An 18,890-nucleotide genomic window follows, 5' to 3' on the forward strand; every position below is an offset into this window, starting at 1 on the left:
GATTAAGGCGTGATCGAAAGATTACGCCTTTTTTATTGGTTTCGGGGGAGAGGGGGCCAGCAGCTGTTGCGCCAGCGATTCTGCGTGTTGCGCCACCTGCGGCAAGCCCATCAGCTCGCCGAAACGGCCACGGGCGGCGGGGCCTGCCACGTACAGGTGAGCCTGACTCTGGCCCTGGCGGTTAATAGGCCGGGAATAGGCATCGACCCAAATTCCCAACGCCAGCGGATCGGGTTGGATCAGCCCCTGCGTTGCGAGTTGTTTCAGCAAAGCATCACTTTCCAGCAACGCACCGTGCGCAGGGCCGGTAGTGACAATCAGTTGATCCACCAACAGCGTTTCCGCAATGCCCCTACCGCGCGCTTTTAAACTCAGGACGATCGCCCCTTTATCCACTGCGACCTGCTGCAGGCGGGCGGCCAGCACCTTAAGATGCCCGGTCTGCTGCAACTGCGTCAGCACCTCGCTGACCTGCGGCGCGATGCGGTAACGATGCACGTCCCACCAGGGGCGAAGATGTCGCAGAAAACGCCGCTGTTCCTTCAGCGACCACTGTTGCCAAATTTGTTGGCCGTGGGAGCGAATGTCATCCAGCACCAGTTGCCAGGGCAGCCCCTCTGCCTTTGCCTGGCGGACTTCCTGCCGAACTCGTCGCAGCCAGCCACGGGCGGTAGCCGCCTGCGGACGCTGGTAATCAAGCGGCCGCGCGGCATAGTCACCGGTCAGGTTTGGCCGGGGAAGTTGACCGCGCCGTGAGAAAGCCAGGATCGGTCCGCGATGTCCCTGGCGGTGAAGTGAGGCCACCACATCCGACATGGTCAAACCGGAACCGATAATAGCCACCCGAGCCTGATTATCCACCTCGGCCAGTGCGTCAACCTGCCAGGGATTGGCGATCAGCCCCGGATGATTTTTCAGCGCTTGTTGAAGCTGTTTGGGTACGGCCGGCGGCGGATGACTGATGGCCAGCACCACGTCATCCGCAGGGTATTTATTTCCGCAAGCGGTCAGTACCACACCGTCCTGCAGAGCAACGGCGTAGTCCTGAACGTGGGTAACCTGCACCGCGGAGGTTTCCATCGCCGTGGCCAGCTTTTCGGCGATATAGGCGCCAAACTGGCCCCGCTGCGGATAGAGGCTCCCATCCGACCAGAGTGCCTTGGGATCCTGTTGGCAGGCGGCAGAAGCCCGGAACCAACGGTCGAAATCGCCTTCTTCCTCTGCGGAAAGCTGCATCCGTGCGGCGGGGACGTTAATGCGGTGCGCCGGATCGCGGGTGCCGTAAGCGACGCCTTGCGCCAACTGAGTACGAGGCTCAATAATTGTCACCTTCAGCCCGGCTTCTCCCAGTCGCGCCAGGTGGATAGCCAGCGCCGTGCCGCTAAAACCGCCACCAATGATGACAATCTGCTGGTCAGCCATGACTCAGTTCCGGCTGCTGTTGACGTTCCAGTTCACGCACCAGCGGGATCACTTCGCGGCCAAAAAACTCCACCTCTTCCTGGAAGTGCAGGAAGCCGAGCAGCATCAGATTTACCCCCGCCTGCTTCAGCGCGATGATCCGCTGTGCAATCTGCTGCGGCGTGCCAATCAGGTTGGTTTTGAACCCATCGTTATATTGCACCAGATCCTCCAGCGTTGATTTAGCCCAGTTGCCTTCGCCCTCTGGCGAAGCGCTGCCGGCATTTTTAACCTCGGATTGAAAGCCTTTCACCGCATCGGGATTGGCATGATCAAGGATATCACGCAGCACGCTTTGTGCTTCCTGCTCCGTCTGGCGGGCAATCACAAAGCCATTGACGCCGACCTTTACCCGGTGCTGGTTTTCTGCGGCCTTGAGCTGGATATCCTCAACCTGCAGGCGGATAGCTTCCGGAGTATTGCCGTTAGTGAAGTACCAGTCGGAGACCCGTGCTGCCATATCCCGCGCGGCTCTCGAGCTGCCACCCTGGAAAATTTCCGGCTGGGGATCGAGGGGTTTGGGCTTCAATGAATAGTCGCGGAAACGGTAAAAATCGCCGGCAAAAGTGAAGCTATCCTGCTGCCAGATGCCCTGCAGGCAGCGAATAAATTCCTCCGAACGCAGGTAGCGCTCTTCATGATCCAGCCAGGGTTCGCCAATGGCTTTAAACTCGCCGCGGAACCAACCGCTAACGATATTGACAGCAATACGCGCGTTGGACAGGTGGCTGATGGTGGCGATCTGTTTGGCCGCCAGCGTCGGGTTCCATGGGCCAGGCAACAGGGCGGCAATCACCTTGAGCCTGGTGGTCACGGCCAGCAGGTCTTGTGAAAAGGTCACCGACTCGTGCTGGTTATCGGCACCATAACCGGCGGTAAAGCGGATCTGTGTCAGGGCATAGTCAAACCCGGCGCGCTCCGCTATCTGGGCCAGCTTGCGGTTATAGTCGGCATCCCAACCGGTGCGCTGAGGGATCTGGCTGATCACCAGCCCGCCTGAGACGTTAGGCACCCAGTAGGCGAATTTAATCGGTTCATTGCTCATGGTGTGGCTCCTCAGTTTTACTTTTTCACCGGACGACGATCGCCACCGATGGTTTCTCCAAACGGCCCGGTATTGACCGTGCGCTGACGTTTCACGCTGTTCATCGCCAGCGGCAATAGCGGCATCACCAGCTCGGCAAATCGGTGCGCTTCTTCCAGATGCGGGTAACCCGAGAAAATGAAATTGGTGATCCCCAACGCCTGATATTCTCGAATGCGTGCCGCAACCTGTTGCGGATTGCCAACCAACGCCGTACCCGCGCCCCCACGTACCAGTCCTACTCCAGCCCATAAATTGGGAGCGATGCGTAAACTGTCCTTCGAACCGCCATGCAGGGCGCTCATACGGGCCTGGCCAGTCGAGTCCATGCGCGAGAAAATCTTCTGCGCGGCGGCGATGGTTTCATCATCCAGGTGGGCAATCAGTTTGTCGGCGGCGGCCCAGGCTTTCTCTTCGGTTTCGCGCACAATGACGTGCAGGCGAATGCCATAGTCCAGGGTGCGGCCGCGCTCTTCTGCCCGCTGACGGACCACGGCAATTTTCTCCGCCACCTGTTCGAGCGGTTCTCCCCAGGTGAGATAGGTATCGATCTGGTCGGCCGCCACCTCCAGCGCTTCTTCAGACGAACCGCCAAAAAACAGCGGTGGCCCGTTCTCCTGCACCGGCGGGAACAGTACCTCAGCGCCTTCCACCCGCAGATGCTCACCCTGGAAATCGACCTTTTCCCCTTTCAACAGGCGGGAATAAACCTCCAGAAACTCACGCGTGACCTGATAACGTTCGGCATGGCTCAGGAAAATCCCATCGCCTTTGTTTTCCACCGGGTCGCCACCGGTGACTACATTGATCAACAGACGGCCTTCCGAAAGACGATCCAGCGTGGCAGCCATCCGTGCAGCCAGGCTGGGGGGCTGCAAGCCAGGGCGCACAGCGACCAGATAGCGCAGACGTTTGGTGATTGGGGCCAGTGCGGCAGCGACCAGCCAGGAATCCTCGCAGCTTTTGCCGGTGGGGATCAGCACGCCGTAATAACCCAGACTGTCTGCCGCCAAAGCAACCTGTTGTAAATAAGGCAGATCGACGGCTCTTCCTCCTTCGGCAGTGCCCAAATAACGGCCGTCACCGTGGGTCGGTAAAAACCAAAAAACGTTGATGTTGTCAGCCTGTGCTTCGCTCATTATCCGTTTCCTATATAACGATATCTTAATTTATTCCATAGAATATCCAGACTTGGTTATAAACAACTTAGCAGGAAGCATGCCAGAAATGACTTTCTTATTTTTTGTTAATTATTAGTGGGTTAGCTTATTTGTTGGCAGCGGTATTCTGCTGCAAATGCAGCAGTGACTGGCGGAGTGCTGCTGCATTTGCAGCAAGGAGGGCGTTTCCCCTCTCGTTATCGCCGGCGTCTGCCGGTATGGTTTCCGTTCTGATCCCCTGAAGGTAGTAATTATGCAAACCTCTGGCCCACAGTTAATTGATCCCGCTTCTATCGCCTTCCAGAGCGTGCTGGATCGATTGGCACCGACCGACGCGACGGTGCTTATCGTGGGTGAAACCGGCACCGGTAAAGAAGGGGTCGCCCGTTACCTGCATCATCACAGCTCAAGACGCGATGGCCCTTTTCTGGCGGTGAACTGCGGGGCTTTGACCGAGAGCCTGGCCGAATCGGAGCTGTTTGGGCATGAAAAAGGGGCTTTCACCGGGGCGACGGATCGCCATCAGGGATGGTTTGAGGCGGCGGCAGGCGGCACGCTGTTGCTTGATGAAATTGGTGAGTTGAGCCTGTCGTTACAGGTCAAACTACTGCGTGTTTTGCAAGAACGGGAAGTGACCCGGGTTGGTTCTCATCGACCGGTCAAAGTGGACGTCCGCGTGGTGGCCGCCACGCATGTGGATCTGGCTACTGCCATTCGCGAACGTCGTTTCCGTGAAGATCTTTACTATCGGCTTAACGTCGCCGCCGTTGCTCTGCCGCCCTTGCGCCAACGGCGGGAGGATATCCCGTTGCTGGCCGACCATTTCCTGACGCTGTACGCGCGGCGCCTGGGGCGCCCTCAATTACGTCTCAGTGAGCAGGCGTTGGCCGCCCTGATGGACTATCCGTGGCCGGGGAATATCCGCGAACTGGAAAACACCCTGCACAATGCCGTGTTGCTTAGCAGAGAGCCGCTGATTAGCCCACAGCAGCTGAGGTTGAACGCCGAAAATGTCAGTGCATTGCCTTATGGTGATGATTCGTTGGATGTTTTCCTGCGCCAGCAGCTTGAGAGCAACGACGGCCCACTCTACCAGCGGGTGATCGATTCGCTGGTGCGCAATGCTTTTGAACTGAGCCAGGGCAATCAGTTGCAGACCGCGTCGCTGTTGGGGATCAGCCGTAATACGCTGCGTACCCATCTGGGGCATCTTGGCCTGATCAAAGCCCGGCGCAGCGTGACGAGTTCGGCACTAAAATCTGCCCAATCCGCCGGCCGCAGTGAACGTGAGCTGCGCATTGGCTATCAGAAGTTTGGCAATTTGGGGATACTCAAAGCCCGTCAGTCGCTGGAGGCCCGGTTTGCCGAGGGCGGGGTGAGTGTATTGTGGAGCGAGTTTCCTGCCGGCCCGCAGTTACTGCATGCCCTGACCAACCGTGAAATCGATTTTGGCACTACCGGCGAGGTACCACCGCTGTTCGCTCAGGCCGGCAACAGCCCGCTGCTGTATGTGGCCTGGGAACCTGCCGCCCCACAGAGCGTGGCATTGCTGGTTGCTCACGATAGCCTCATTCAGACTATTGCCGACCTGCGCGGCAAGAGGATTGCGGTCAATAAAGGCTCCAACGTGCATTATCTGTTGCTGCAAATTCTGGATGAAGCCGGGTTGACGCTGGAAGATGTGCGGGTGGTCTATGCACCACCAAAATACCCACTGACCCCCAGCGATCACCATGCGGTAGATGCCTGGATGATGTGGGATCCTCTGCTGAGCGATGCCGAACAGAATGCGCAGCTCAGGGTGATTGCCAATGGCGTCGGACGGGTGAACAACCATCAGTTTTATCTCACCCATCGCGACTTTGCCGGGCATTCCCCCGATTTACTGCACGGGCTGATGAGTGCGCTGGAACAAACCGGCCATTATATTGACGCCCACCGTGACCAGGCCGCGGTGCTGTTATCCGCTGAGCTGGGGTTGGCTATTTCTTCGCTCACCCATGCTTTGTCTCGTCGCAGTCATCAACCCCGTCGAATGGATTTGACTATTATTCGCCAGCAGCAGGCGATAGCCGATCGTTTTTATGCTTTGGGGCTATTGCCGCGCGCGATTAAAGTCCGCGAGGCGGTATGGCAGTAAAATATTTGGGTTTCTACTCTTTGTTGTGTGGTGGTTCAGCCATTTTCCATCGTTAGTGCTTAAGAGCATTCCTGGTTAATTTCTCAAGGTCTGTTAGACGAAAATAATAACCTTGAGGAATATAAAATGCCTACAATCACTAAATCAAAAACTCTTTATACTTTGCCAAGACCGGTATGGCTGGATGCTGCGGGAATGAGCAAAGGCATCGGCCACGATCGTCAGCATCTGGGGATTATTCTCGCCGCCGGGCAGGTGGTGCGAGTACGTCAGACCAATGCAGCCTTTACCACCAAACTTAAACTGCGCCTGCTCAATGACGATAACAAAACCGAGGCCGAATTCAGCATCGGCAATGCCTGGGTTGAGGCCAGCGTAAATGCGGTCTCGGTGCCGTTTATTGATACGCCTTACGTAGAGGGCACGCCGGTTCTGGAGTTTGAGTATCCCGACGCCAGCAAACCCTTGCCGGTTTACCGCAAAGGTGAAAATGAAACCACTTTCTTTGCACGTTGGGACGCGCAGGATGCTGAATTCGCATTGGTCGACTCTGAATATGCCAATATCCTGGTGCCAAAAATCAGCAAAAAAGATCTGAAGTCTTTGGGTGAAGCCAAAAATATTGATGGCTTGATCGCCTATTACGATCGGATCTTTACTTTTTATAATACGCTGGCGGGTGTTTCATTTGAGGCTGAAAGCGACTCTGATCGTAATATCAAAAATCGTTATTTTATCAAGGCCGATAAAAATGGTGCCGGAGCCGCTTATTATGGCGGTAATTGGACGGCGGAAAGTACCAGCTCTGTCAGCAGTTTCTGGCTGACGGCGCTGGATAATAATTGGGGCAGCCTGCATGAGATTGCCCATGGTTATCAGGGCAATTTTATGGGCGATAAATATTTTTCCACCGGTGAGGTATGGAACAATATTTATGCCGCCTGTTATCAGGATGTGATGTTGGGGGAGCGAAAATATAAAGAAGGCTGGCTGTATGATTACGGCAATATGGCTAAAGTTGAGAAAAAAATCCTGGACCTAATCGCTCAGTCCACGCCGCTCAATCAGTGGGACCTGCGTTCCAAGCTGTATTTTATCGTCTTGATGGTGGGCAAAGCGGGCAAAAATGCCTTCACCCACTTTAATCAGCAGTATCGCCAAAGTTGTAATACCCCTGGCTTCGTGCCAAGTGAACATGCCTTGCTGGATATGCTGTCGGAAAGCTTTGCCGTTGCGGGCAACAAAGTGGATGTGACGCCATTTATCCAATGGGTCGGGGGTTATGTCACTCAGGAACAACGCAATCGCAACGTTTTCAGCCATGCGAAAGCCGTCTATCCGTTGTGTCAATTGGTCGGTGCTCAGGATATTGAATCGGTCAAAACGCAGTTGAAACTCGACTCCACTCTGCAGTTGGTTGATTCGACTCAGTTGAAGGCCAGCGGCCTGAAAGGCAATGCGACCCTGAGCTTTGATATTGACGATTTCGCACAAATTTATGGCGAAGACCTGATCCTGATGGAAGGGGCGCGTTACGCATATAAAACGCGTATCAACAGCCCGACCATGGTCCTGAGTGACCTGCCGATTGGCGTATACACTCTGCGGTTACCGACGGGTAAAAACCATAAGTATCAACCGACTCAGGACTACCTGGTGCTGCAGCAGGGGGATAACGCGGCGAAGATTGGCTTTGTCAAAAAAGTATCTTCGTCAATCGTTTCACAGGACATCAATCTGCTTGGCCTGGGCGATGCCGTGTTCGCCACGCTGGCGGTTGATCATGCCAAAGGTATGGTGGTGATTGACGTTACCAGCACCACGCCGCATTCCTATTTCCCTGATATGACCTACGCCAAAATCACCTTACGTAATCAGCAAAATGCGGTGATTTTCAGCAAGGATATTCATGGTACTCAGGCCACCTTAAGTCATGATGAGCTGCCTTTCACCGCCGGTGATAAAATTGAAATCTATCATGAGGAACCGGGCCGGGTACGCGTGAGCCCGGCGTATCCGAATATCCTTGATAACAAAAACAAAACTAACGTCTTGCTGATCACTAACAGCGGACTGAAAAATGAAGCGCTGCCGGGTGATCCCGAGCAGGCGCTATTAGCGCGGATTGAAACTGCGGCCCAGCATTTGCGCAGCTACCCTCAGGCCTATTACGCGCTGTTCTCGGTATTTAAAGACGATATTTACCTGGCGATTAATACTTTCGCCAGTCCCCAGCGTGAGCAGTTGTTAGAAACCTATAAGGACTGTATTTCTGCCAGCAACATTCGCCCTGATGAGCTGGTAGGGAATACTTTCAGCATCGCCTACAAGGGGATCAGCGATTGGCAATTCTTGACTGGCACTGTCGACCTGGTGAGAAAAACCTTAACGATTGAACTCATCAAAGGTGGGGTTGTACACAATTATTTCCCAGGCACTTATGCCACATTCAGTTATGACGATGCGGATGGTAACAACCTGTTCAGCTATGAAGTGATTGGCGACCAGGCGCAGCAGGCCCGTACAGTGGTGCTGCCGATTTCAGGTTACGGCGGTGAAGTAATCCACCTGCATCACGAAGAGCCGAATAACCGTTTGGTGATCACCAATGAAATGCAGCACTTGCGGTTGGGTGAAAGGAGCAAGCAACAGACTTATTGCATTACCCCGGTGGGTCTGGAACGGATCGCGGACTGATCCGCAGCCAGGTTTCTGACTAGGGTACTCACGGTGCCGGGTTTCATACCCGGCGCCGTTTTCGTTTAAGAGATTTCGCGTGCCAGAATGTTGGCCGGTGGATGCAGACTGATGTTGATCTGTTTATCCGCCGCCGTTTGGCGGTATTCGTTGAGCATCGCGCGGATATCGTCGTCCAGGTAGTTAATCCCTTCGCAATCGATAATCACCGTGCTGTTGGGCTCTATTTGCGCCAATAAATGCTTCAGGCGCATCTTGTTGAGGAAGGTCAGGTTTTGCTGGCACTGAAGCAGATAATGGTCGTCGTAGCGGGTCAGATGCAGGGCGTGACGATTGCTTTGGTACAGGCTCCACAGCAGTTGCGCCGCCAGGCCGATCGCAATGCCCGCCAGCATGCCAAATGCCAGAATACCGCCGAGCGTCGCGGCAAAAGGGACGAACTGTTGCAGGCCCTGACGCCACAGACTGATAAAAATACGCGGGTGCGCCAGCTTAAAACCGGTGTAGATCAGGATGGCCGCCAGACTGGCCAGCGGGATGCTGTTGAGCAGCTCGGCAAACAGCAACGCACTGAGCAGCAACAGTACGCCGTGCAGCAAAATAGACACCCGACTGCGTGCGCCGGCCTGCACGTTGGCAGAGCTGCGCACGATCACGGCGGTAATCGGCAAACCGCCCAGCAGCCCGCTAATGCAGTTGCCCACGCCTTGCGCCCGTAGCTCTTTATCGGCGGAGGGTTCCGGCATCATCGGCGCCATCTTTTTCAAGGCTTCCTGGCTCAGCAGGGTTTCCAGGCTGGCGACAATCGCCAGGGTAATCGCCACCAGATAAACCGCCGGGTTGCGCCACGCTTGCCAGTTGGGCAACGAAAATTGCGTCTGCAGCGCTTCGACACTGTTCAGTGCCGGCAACTCTATCCGCGGCAAAGTGCCAATGGTGGGCCAAATCTTCTGGCCTAGCCAGACAAACAGGCAGCCCCACAACACGGCGACCAGAGGGCCGGGTAATGCCGTCAGCCGCAGGCGTTGTTTGAGCGATGAGCGCCCCCAGAAACCGATCAGCAGCAGGGCACCCAGCGTCAGTGACACCGCCGCCGGGGCGATATCACTCCGCAGTTGCGCGCCAGACGGTTTCTCACTCAGACCATGCCCTGACGGATAACCCATGGCTAACGGCAACTGTTGCAGGATCAGTAAAATACCGATGGCGGCCAACATGCCGTGGATCACCGCTCCGGGGATCAGCGCCGCCAGCTTGCCGCCGCGCAGCAGGCCGAATGCCAGTTGCAACACGCCGGCCAATAACAAGGCGAGCAAAAATGACGGAAAGTCGCCCAGCGTGACCATGGCACCGGTGACAATGGTCACCAGCCCGGCGGCGGGGCCGCTGACCGAAAACGGGGAAGGGCTGAGCAGGGTGACGACAATGCCGCCGATCACCCCGGTCAGCAGGCCGACGAACGGAGGGACACCGCTGGCTTGCGCAATGCCCAGGCTCAGTGGCAGGGCGACCAGAAACACCACCAGCCCGGCGGGCAGGTCAAAACGCAGATCGGCGCGATTCATGTCACCCTCCCGGCGGCGTTACGCTGCTCCAGCACATTCAAAAATCCGGTATGCATATCGTAAATGCAGCCGACCAGCGTCAAGCGGGCATTGTGTCGCCAGGCGCGTTGAATCAACTGGGTTTTGCTGAGGGTACTGAGCTGGAGCTGTACGTTGGTGTGCGCCGCCTGGTTCAGGTGAGCCGTTTCGTCGTCTTCGGTATCGGTGCCAAATGGCAAATGTGGTTCCAGGCTAGTGCGTAGCGAATTGAGGCGGCGGGTTAGTGAGTCCTTACTGGGGGTATCGCGGCTGCTCAGGGCAGATTGGATGCCACCGCAGCCGTAATGGCCGCAAATCACTATGGCCTCAACCTCCAGATGTTCGACCGCGTATTGCACCACGCTCATCAAATTATCATCCTGCTCTTCGACCATATTGGCGATATTGCGGTGTACAAACAGTTCGCCGGGCTGTGCACGAACGAGGGTTTCGGCGGGGACCCGGCTGTCGGAACAGCCAATCCACAGCGTGTGCGGTTTCTGCGCCTGTGCCAACTGCGGGAAAAAATTGGGATCGCGCGCTTGTTGCTGGGTTGCCCAACTGCGGTTTTTAACCAGCAGATGATTAATCAATGTCATGGGGGCTCCTTGGGTCAGGGTATTTAGCAGCGAGAAAGTTCGGCGCTGACGTGCAGGCCGCCGCCACTAGCAAAAACTCCAGACCTAGGTTAGTCCAATCATTGTGCGAATGATAAGCAGGGTTTGTGTAAAGTTTTCTATATCGAGGTGGGCTTGGTTAAATGCTCTATTTTAAAGTCCATTTTGTTATAAACATATGTCGGTTATTTTATGGTTTTTAATTCTGGATTTTTAATTAAGGTTGAAACTTAATTGGTGTTTTCATGGTTCTTTGTAATTCATTGTGCTCCGGTTGATTTTAGCTTGAAGTTGGTTGATGGCATTGTTTTGTAATTAAATAATTTATTAAAACCACAGGCTAATTATTTCTGATTAATCGTAAGTTGGTATTCCAACACACGCACATAGATTGGGGTTAATTTAAGAAAAACATTTTTGTATCGGCATAATAGCGGTTTATTGCACCTTTTTTGTTCGCCGCTTGCCCGTGGCTGGTGCAGGTTTTCTCTGTTTTAAGATAAGTTTTTCTTATAATTTATTAGAATCAGCCAATTAAAAATTGGCACGCCGGTTGCTCTGTTGAATCCCATCTTGTGTACCAGATGGAATTCAGCCAATGACTCAGCCTGTAAATCTACGCGGTTTCACCCTCGGTGAATGGCAACACTATTATCACACCCGCCTGGCGGGCGAGCGCATGGCCTGCGTGCGCGCTACTTTGGCTGCATGGGCTACCGATCTCCCTGCGGATGACAATGCCTGGCTGTATCTTGCCGACGCGGCACAGCTGGAGGCGCAGTGCCAACGACTGGCACAACGGCTTGAAGCCGTCGCCGGTGACATCAGCCGTCTGCCGCTGTTTGGCGTGCCCTTTGCGGTTAAAGACAATATCGACGTCGGTGGCTGGCCGACCACCGCCGCCTGTCCGGAGTTTGCCTATCAGGCGACGGCAGACGCCAGCGTCGTCGCCAATCTGTGCGCCGCCGGTGCCCTGGTGATCGGTAAAACCAACCTCGATCAGTTCGCCACCGGCCTGGTGGGCACCCGTTCCCCGCACGGTGCGGTGGTAAACAGTTTCGACAGCCGTTACGTCAGCGGCGGCTCCAGTTCTGGATCGGCCTCGGTGGTGGCGCGCGGCCTGACACCGTTCTCACTGGGTACCGATACCGCCGGTTCAGGGCGTGTCCCGGCCGGATTCAACAATATTGTCGGCCTGAAACCGACCAAGGGCTGGTTATCGAATCAAGGTGTGGTACCCGCCTGTCGGCTGAATGACACGGTGTCGGTATTTGCTCTGACGGTGACGGACGCCGCGCTGGTGGCCGAACTGGCGGGTGGCTACGACGCCGCCGACGCCTATTCCCGTATCAATCCCCATACCGCCCCGGCGGACCTGCCCGCGGTGCCACGCCTTGCAGTGCCCGCGCAGCTCGAGTTTTTTGGCGATACTCAGGCCGAGCGGGCTTTTCAACGGGCGCTGGCGCAGTTGCAACGCTGCGGCGTGACGCTGGAAACCCTCGATTTTACCCCGTTCCGCGTACTGGCGGAGCAGCTCTATTACGGCCCCTGGGTGGCGGAACGCACCGTGGCGGTCGAAAAGATGCTGAGTGCCAACCCGCAGGCCATCAACCCGGTGGTGCGCGGCATCGTCAATAACGGCCTGAAGTACAGCGCCTGCGATGCCTATAAGGCGGAATATCTGCGTGCCGAACTGACACGGCAGATTGAACAGCGGCTGGCTCCCTTCGACGCGCTGGTGGTGCCGACCTCACCGACCATCCGCACGCTGGCGGAAATGGAGCAGGAACCGGTGTTGTTCAACTCGCAGTTTGGTACCTACACCAATTTCACCAACCTGGCCGATCTGAGCGCGCTGGCGCTGCCTGCGTCGATGCGTGACGACGGCCTGCCCGCCGGTATCACGCTGGTCGCCCCCGCCTGGCACGATCGGGCGCTGGCCGCGTTCGGCCTGCGCTGGCAACAGGCGCAGGATCTGCCGTTGGGCGCCACCGGCCGCCCGCTGCCACCTTCGCAATCCCTTATACCTTCGACCCAGCACGTGCGGGTGGCGGTGGTGGGTGCCCACCTCAGTGGAATGCCATTGAATTTCCAGCTCACGCAGCGTGCGGCGGCTTTGGTGGAACAAACCACCACCGCGCCGTGCTACCGGCTGTACGCGTTAGCCAATACTCAGCCGCCAAAGCCGGGGTTGGCCAAAACCGAACAGGGGGCCGCTATCGATGTCGAGCTGTGGGATATCCCTCTGGCGCGTTTCGGCGAATTCGTGGCGGAAATCCCGGCGCCGCTGGGCATCGGCACGCTGTTGCTGGCGGACGGTCGCCGGGTGAAGGGCTTTATCTGCGAACCTTGGGCGCTACAAGGCGCCACGGACATCACTGAATTTGGCGGTTGGCGCAACTATGTCGCCAGCCTGAAGGGGGCTTGATCATGTTTTCTACCGTACTGATTGCCAACCGTGGCGAAATCGCCTGTCGCGCCATCCGCACTTTGAAACGTCTGGGCGTGACCAGCGTGGCGGTCTATTCCGATGCCGATCGCAATGCTCCGCACGTCACCGAAGCCGACTTGGCGGTGGCGCTTGGCGGTGAAAAACCCGGCGACAGCTACCTGTGTATCGACAAGATCCTGGCGGCGGCGGCAGAAACCGGCGCGCAGGCGATCTACCCCGGTTACGGCTTCCTCTCCGAGAGCGCTGAGTTTGCCGACGCCTGTGAAGCGGCGGGCATTGCCTTTATCGGCCCAACGGCGGCGCAAATCCGCGAGTTCGGCCTGAAACACCGGGCGCGTGAGCTGGCGGCGGTGGCGCAGGTGCCGATGACACCGGGCACCGGCCTGCTGGACAGCGTTGAGCAGGCGGTCAACGCTGCCAGCCAGATTGGCTACCCGGTGATGCTGAAAAGCACCGCCGGCGGTGGCGGTATCGGCCTGACGCGCTGCGATGACGAAGCCGCACTGCGTGAAGCCTACGACAGCGTGAAACGGCTGGGTGAGCAGTTTTTCCGCGACTCTGGGGCCTTTATCGAGCGCTTTGTCGATCAGGCGCGCCATGTCGAAGTGCAGATCTTTGGCGACGGTCAGGGCTGGGTGGTCGCGCTCGGCGAGCGTGACTGCTCATTGCAACGTCGCAACCAAAAAGTGGTGGAAGAGACCCCGGCACCCAACCTGCCTGCGGCCACTCGTCAGGCGCTGCATCAGGCGGCGGTGGCGCTGGGAGCGTCGGTTAATTATCGCAGCGCCGGTACCGTGGAGTTTATCTACGACGGTGCACGCGATGAATTTTATTTCCTCGAGGTGAACACTCGCCTGCAGGTGGAGCATCCGGTCACCGAGATGGTCACCGGGCTGGATCTGATCGAATGCATGTTGCAGGTGGCGGCGGGGGATGCGTTGGACTGGGCGGCACTGCAACGTCCGCCGCAGGGTGCGTCGATTGAAGTGCGCATTTATGCCGAAGATCCGCTGAAGAACTTCCAGCCCAGCCCGGGCGTATTGACCGAGGTGCATTTCCCAGAGTCCGTGCGGGTTGACGGTTGGGTCGCTACCGGCAGTGAAGTGTCGGCATTTTACGACCCGATGATCGCCAAGCTGATTGTCCACGGCGAGGATCGCCAGCAGGCGCTGGAGAAAATGCGCGTGGCGCTGGACGCTACCCGGCTGCACGGCATTGCCACCAATCTGGATTACCTGCGGCAGGTGATTGCCACCGCCGAATTCCAGACCGGCAGCGTGTGGACCCGCATGCTGGACAGTTTCCGTTTCCAGCCCAGCAGCATCGAAGTATTGCAACCGGGGACCTACAGCAGCGTGCAGGATTACCCGGGCCGTCTCGGTTATTGGGATATCGGCGTACCGCCGTCCGGGCCGATGGACGACTTTGCTTTCCGGCTGGCCAACCGCATTGTCGGTAACCACCCCAGCGCCGCCGGACTGGAGTTTACCCTGCAGGGGCCGACCTTACGTTTCCACTGCGATGCCACCATTGCCCTGACCGGGGCGGACTGCCCGGCGGATCTGGACGGCGAAGCGCTGGATTACTGGCAGCCGGTTGCGGTTCGGGCCGGGCAGGTGCTGACGATGGGCCGCGCTCAGCACGGATGCCGCACCTATCTGGCGGTACGTAACGGTTTCGACGTGCCGGTGTATCTGGGCAGCCGCTCGACCTTCGCACTGGGGCAGTTTGGCGGTCACGCCGGGCGTACTCTACGGGTCGCGGACATGCTGGCGGTGTCCCAACCGACGTTGGCCGCCACCACGACTCCTGCGCCGATCGCCGCGCCGCAGGCAATGGATGACAGCCTGATCCCCGAGTACGGCAACCTGTGGAACATCGGCGTGCTGTACGGGCCGCACGGCGCGCCGGATTTCTTTACCCCGGAGTCGATCGAGACTTTCTTCGCTGCCGAATGGCAGGTGCATTACAACTCCAACCGGCTGGGCGTACGCCTGTCCGGGCCAAAACCCGAGTGGGCACGGCAGGACGGCGGTGAGGCGGGGCTGCATCCGTCCAACGTGCATGACTGCGAATATGCCATCGGTGCGATTAACTTCACCGGCGATTTCCCGGTGATCCTCACCCGCGACGGGCCGAGCCTGGGTGGCTTTGTCTGTCCGGTGACCATTGCCAGGGCCGAATTGTGGAAGGTCGGTCAGGTGAAGCCGGGGGATCGCATCCGCTTCCACCCGATTGGCTTCAAACAGGCGCAGTCACTGGAGCAAGCGCAGCTTGGCAGCATCGAAGCCTTGGCGGCGGTAAAGGCGATTACCCTGGCCGCACCGGATCTGACTCCGGGAGCCACCGGGTCGGCCAGCATTCTGGCGGCGTTACCGGTCACCGACAGCCGCCCTGCAGTGGTCTATCGCCAGGCAGGGGACGGCTACATTTTGCTGGAGTACGGCGACAACGTGCTCGATCTGGCACTGCGGTTACGCATTCATCTGCTGATGCAGTCGCTCAGGCAGGACGTCATTCCCGGCGTTGAGGAGTTAGCGCCCGGTGTGCGATCGCTGCAGATCCGCTACGACAGCCGCGTGCTCGGTCAGGCCGATTTACTGACGCGTTTGCTGGCGCGCGAGCAGGCGCTGGGGGATGTCAGCCAACTGAAGGTGCCGACGCGCACGGTGTATCTGCCGATGGCATTTGAAGACTCCGCCACCCTGGGAGCGGTGGAACGTTATCAGCAGACGGTCCGTTCGTCCGCCCCCTGGCTGCCGAACAACGTCGATTTTATCCAGCGCATCAACGGCCTCAGCACCCGTGAGCAGGTGCGCGACATCATCTTTGATGCCAGTTACCTGATCCTCGGGCTGGGTGATGTTTATCTCGGCGCACCCTGCGCGGTGCCGATTGACCCGCGTCACCGCTTGCTCAGTTCCAAATACAACCCGGCGCGTACCCATACCGCCGAAGGCACGGTCGGTATCGGCGGCATGTACATGTGCATTTATGGCATGGATTCGCCGGGTGGTTACCAACTGGTCGGGCGCACGCTGCCAATCTGGAACAAATTCCTCAAAAACCCGCAGTTCACCGCCGGTGAGCCCTGGCTGCTGCACTTCTTTGATCTGGTGCGTTTCTACCCGGTCAGCGAGCAGGAGCTGGATGAACAGCGCGAGGCGTTCCGTGAAGGGCGCGCGCAGATCCGCATCGAGGACAGCGAGTTTGATTTTGCCGAATACAGCCGTTTCCTGGTGGACAACGCCGAAGATATCAGCGCCTTCCAGCAGCGTCAGCAGCAGGCGTTCAACCACGAGGTGACGCGCTGGCAGGAAGAAGAGGGCGAAGCCGAGGCCCAACTGTTGCCGCCGCAGATTGATGAGGAAGAAGTGGACGGCTATCTGGTCAGCGCCGACCTGAACGGCAGCGTGTGGAAGATCCTGGTGGAGCCGGGACAGCAGGTAGAAGCCGGTCAGCCGCTGATCGTGGTCGAGGCGATGAAAATGGAGCTGGCGGTCACCGCACCGCGCGCCGGGATCATTAAGCGCATCAGTTGTCAGCAGGGGCGACCTGTCGGGCCGGGCGACGCCCTGTTGTGGCTGGAGCACGCCAGTTAACCGTCTTTAATCGTCGCGGCGCGGCAGGCTGCGCCCGCAGAGAGGAATGCGATGCAAATCACCAATAACCGCAGCAAGGCGCGACCGGAGGGGCTGGCGGAACGTATCTATCTGCAGCTCAAGGACGACATTTTTGATTTTCAGCTGCTGCCGGGCGATCGCTTTAGCGAAAACGAAGTGGCGCTGCGTATGGACGTCAGCCGTACGCCGGTGCGTCAGGCGTTGTTCTGGCTGGAGCGCGAAGGCTATGTCGAAGTGCATTTTCGCAGTGGTTGGCAGGTGCGGCCATTCGATTTTGCCTACTTCGAGGAACTGTATGACCTGCGCATCGTGCTGGAGTGTGAGGCGGTAAAACGACTGTGTGCACGGCTGGCGGGCGAAATGCCGTTGCAACTGGAGACGCTCAGCAGTTTCTGGATCGACGAGCCGCGGCTGGAGGACGGCAAGACCGTTTCGCCGCACGACGAGCAGTTTCACATGGCGCTGGTGGAGGCGGCGGGCAATGGCGAAATGGCGCGTATCCATCGTGATCTGACCGAGAAGATCCGCATCATTCGTCGGCTGGACTTCACTCAGGGTAGCCGGGTGGCGGCGACCTATAACGAACACGCCGCGATTTTGCGGGCAATCTTGCAACAGCAAACCGAGGAGGCGCAAACGCTGCTCAGCAACCATATTGCCGTCAGTAAGGCTGAGGTCAGAAAAATAACTTTACACATGTTGCATCAAGCACGCCTCCAGCTACCAGACAGTCCTACGTGAGTTTTTCTTAAAAAAGAAGGTTGGTTTTCTAACACACATCAGGAGTTTGAATTATGCAACGTCGTCACTTTATAAAAGCTTTTGCGCTGTCCGCCACCATGATTGGCATGGGGATGGCTTGGGGCGTGCAGGCGGCCGATACCATCAAGGTCGGCATCCTGAGTTCGCTGTCCGGCACCATGGCCATTTCTGAAACGCCGCTCAAGGATGTAGCGCTGATGACCATTGATGACATTAACGCCAAGGGTGGCGTATTGGGTAAAAAACTCGAGGCGGTGGTGGTGGATCCCGCCTCCAACTGGCCGCTGTTCGCCGAAAAGGCGCGTCAGTTGCTGAGCCAGGATAAAGTGGCGGCGGTGTTTGGCTGCTGGACTTCGGTGTCGCGTAAATCCGTGCTGCCAGTGTTTGAAGAGCTGAACGGCCTGCTGTTCTACCCGGTGCAGTACGAAGGGGAAGAAATGTCACCTAACGTGTTCTACACCGGCGCCGCCCCTAACCAGCAGGCGATCCCGGCGGTGGAATACCTGCTGAGCGAAGACGGCGGCTCGGCGAAACGCTTCTTCCTGCTGGGCACCGACTACGTGTATCCGCGCACTACCAACAAGATACTGCGCGCCTTCCTGCATTCGAAAGGTATTCAGGATAAAGATATCGAAGAGGTCTATACGCCGTTTGGCTACAGCGACTACCAGACCATCGTCGCCAACATCAAGAAATTCTCCGCCGGCGGCAAAACGGCGGTGATCTCCACCATCAACGGTGACTCCAACGTGCCGTTCTACAAAGAGCTGGCCAATCAGGGCATCAAAGCCACCGATGTACCGGTGATCGCCTTCTCGGTGGGGGAAGAAGAGCTGCGCGGCATCGACACCAAACCGCTGGTGGGCAACCTGGCGGCCTGGAACTACTTCGAATCGGTAGACAACCCGACCAACAAGCAGTTTGTCAGCGAATGGCGAGCCTATGCCAAGGCGCATAACCTGCCGAACTATGCCACTGCCGTGACCAACGATCCGATGGAGGCCACCTATGTCGGCATCCACATGTGGGCGCAGGCGGTTGAGAAGGCCGGTACCACGGACGTGGATAAGGTACGCGCCGCGATGGCCGGACAGACCTTCGCCGCGCCGTCGGGCTTTACCCTGACCATGGACGCCACCAACCACCACCTGCACAAACCGGTGATGATCGGTGAAATTGAAGGCAACGGCCAGTTCAACGTGGTGTGGCAGACCGATGCCCCGGTACGCGCTCAGCCGTGGAGCCCGTACATTGCCGGCAACGACAAAAAGTCGGAAAGCCCGGTAAAAGGCGGTAAGTAATGCCCGGCCC

Annotated in this window: 11 protein-coding genes; 6 read left to right on the forward strand and 5 right to left on the reverse strand. The window is 57.6% G+C overall.

What is annotated here, in order from left to right; all coding sequences use genetic code 11:
• Positions 1 to 21: 21 nt before the first annotated feature.
• The 3 genes from BEI65_RS14770 to ssuD are packed head-to-tail and all read right to left on the reverse strand — an operon-like array spanning position 22 to position 3,684.
• A complete protein-coding gene (locus BEI65_RS14770; protein ID WP_099063978.1) occupies positions 22 to 1,422 on the reverse strand; it encodes an FAD/NAD(P)-binding protein in 1,401 nt (466 codons plus the stop codon).
• The gene (gene sfnG, locus BEI65_RS14775) at positions 1,415 to 2,506 is read right to left on the reverse strand and encodes a dimethylsulfone monooxygenase SfnG (RefSeq protein ID WP_099063979.1); all 1,092 of its coding nucleotides are present in this window, start codon (positions 2,504 to 2,506) and stop codon (positions 1,415 to 1,417) included. The genes BEI65_RS14770 and sfnG overlap by 8 nt, the downstream gene beginning before the upstream one ends.
• A gap of 17 nt (positions 2,507 to 2,523) precedes the next feature.
• Positions 2,524 to 3,684, reverse strand: coding sequence for an FMNH2-dependent alkanesulfonate monooxygenase (ssuD, locus tag BEI65_RS14780; protein WP_099063980.1), 1,161 nt, complete (start codon positions 3,682 to 3,684; stop codon positions 2,524 to 2,526).
• A gap of 274 nt (positions 3,685 to 3,958) precedes the next feature.
• Between ssuD and BEI65_RS14785 the strand changes: the two genes are divergently transcribed.
• Together BEI65_RS14785 and BEI65_RS14790 are read left to right on the forward strand one after the other, a co-directional pair.
• Entirely contained in the window at positions 3,959 to 5,845 is a 1,887-nt protein-coding gene (locus tag BEI65_RS14785; RefSeq protein ID WP_099063981.1) for a sigma-54-dependent Fis family transcriptional regulator, read from the forward strand.
• Between the two features lie 126 nt (positions 5,846 to 5,971).
• Positions 5,972 to 8,542, forward strand: a complete 2,571-nt coding sequence (locus BEI65_RS14790; RefSeq protein WP_099063982.1) for a putative mucin/carbohydrate-binding domain-containing protein — start codon at positions 5,972 to 5,974, stop codon at positions 8,540 to 8,542.
• A gap of 65 nt (positions 8,543 to 8,607) precedes the next feature.
• Here BEI65_RS14790 and BEI65_RS14795 read toward each other — a convergent pair whose 3' ends face one another.
• Together BEI65_RS14795 and BEI65_RS14800 are read right to left on the reverse strand one after the other, a co-directional pair.
• Entirely contained in the window at positions 8,608 to 10,107 is a 1,500-nt protein-coding gene (locus tag BEI65_RS14795) for a SulP family inorganic anion transporter (RefSeq protein ID WP_099063983.1), read from the reverse strand.
• A complete protein-coding gene (locus BEI65_RS14800) occupies positions 10,104 to 10,724 on the reverse strand; it encodes a carbonic anhydrase (RefSeq protein ID WP_099063984.1) in 621 nt (206 codons plus the stop codon). The genes BEI65_RS14795 and BEI65_RS14800 overlap by 4 nt, the downstream gene beginning before the upstream one ends.
• Before the next feature lie 616 nt (positions 10,725 to 11,340).
• Here BEI65_RS14800 and atzF point away from each other — a divergent pair.
• The 4 genes from atzF to urtA are packed head-to-tail and all read left to right on the forward strand — an operon-like array spanning position 11,341 to position 18,880.
• Positions 11,341 to 13,170, forward strand: coding sequence for an allophanate hydrolase (gene atzF, locus BEI65_RS14805; protein WP_099063985.1), 1,830 nt, complete (start codon positions 11,341 to 11,343; stop codon positions 13,168 to 13,170).
• 2 nt (positions 13,171 to 13,172) lie between these two features.
• On the forward strand, positions 13,173 to 16,796 hold the full coding sequence (gene uca / locus BEI65_RS14810) for an urea carboxylase (RefSeq protein WP_099063986.1): 3,624 nt from the start codon (positions 13,173 to 13,175) through the stop codon (positions 16,794 to 16,796).
• 51 nt (positions 16,797 to 16,847) lie between these two features.
• Complete coding sequence (locus BEI65_RS14815) at positions 16,848 to 17,558, forward strand: GntR family transcriptional regulator (RefSeq protein ID WP_099063987.1); 711 nt, start codon at positions 16,848 to 16,850, stop codon at positions 17,556 to 17,558.
• Positions 17,559 to 17,611: 53 nt separating this feature from the next.
• Positions 17,612 to 18,880 carry an urea ABC transporter substrate-binding protein gene (gene urtA, locus BEI65_RS14820; RefSeq protein ID WP_099063988.1) on the forward strand — a complete coding sequence of 423 codons (1,269 nt, stop codon included), beginning with the start codon at positions 17,612 to 17,614 and terminating at the stop codon, positions 18,878 to 18,880.
• The last annotated feature ends 10 nt before the right edge of the window (positions 18,881 to 18,890 follow it).

The organism is Serratia sp. BW106, assembly GCF_002607755.1.
Lineage (GTDB): Bacteria > Pseudomonadota > Gammaproteobacteria > Enterobacterales > Enterobacteriaceae > Serratia > Serratia proteamaculans.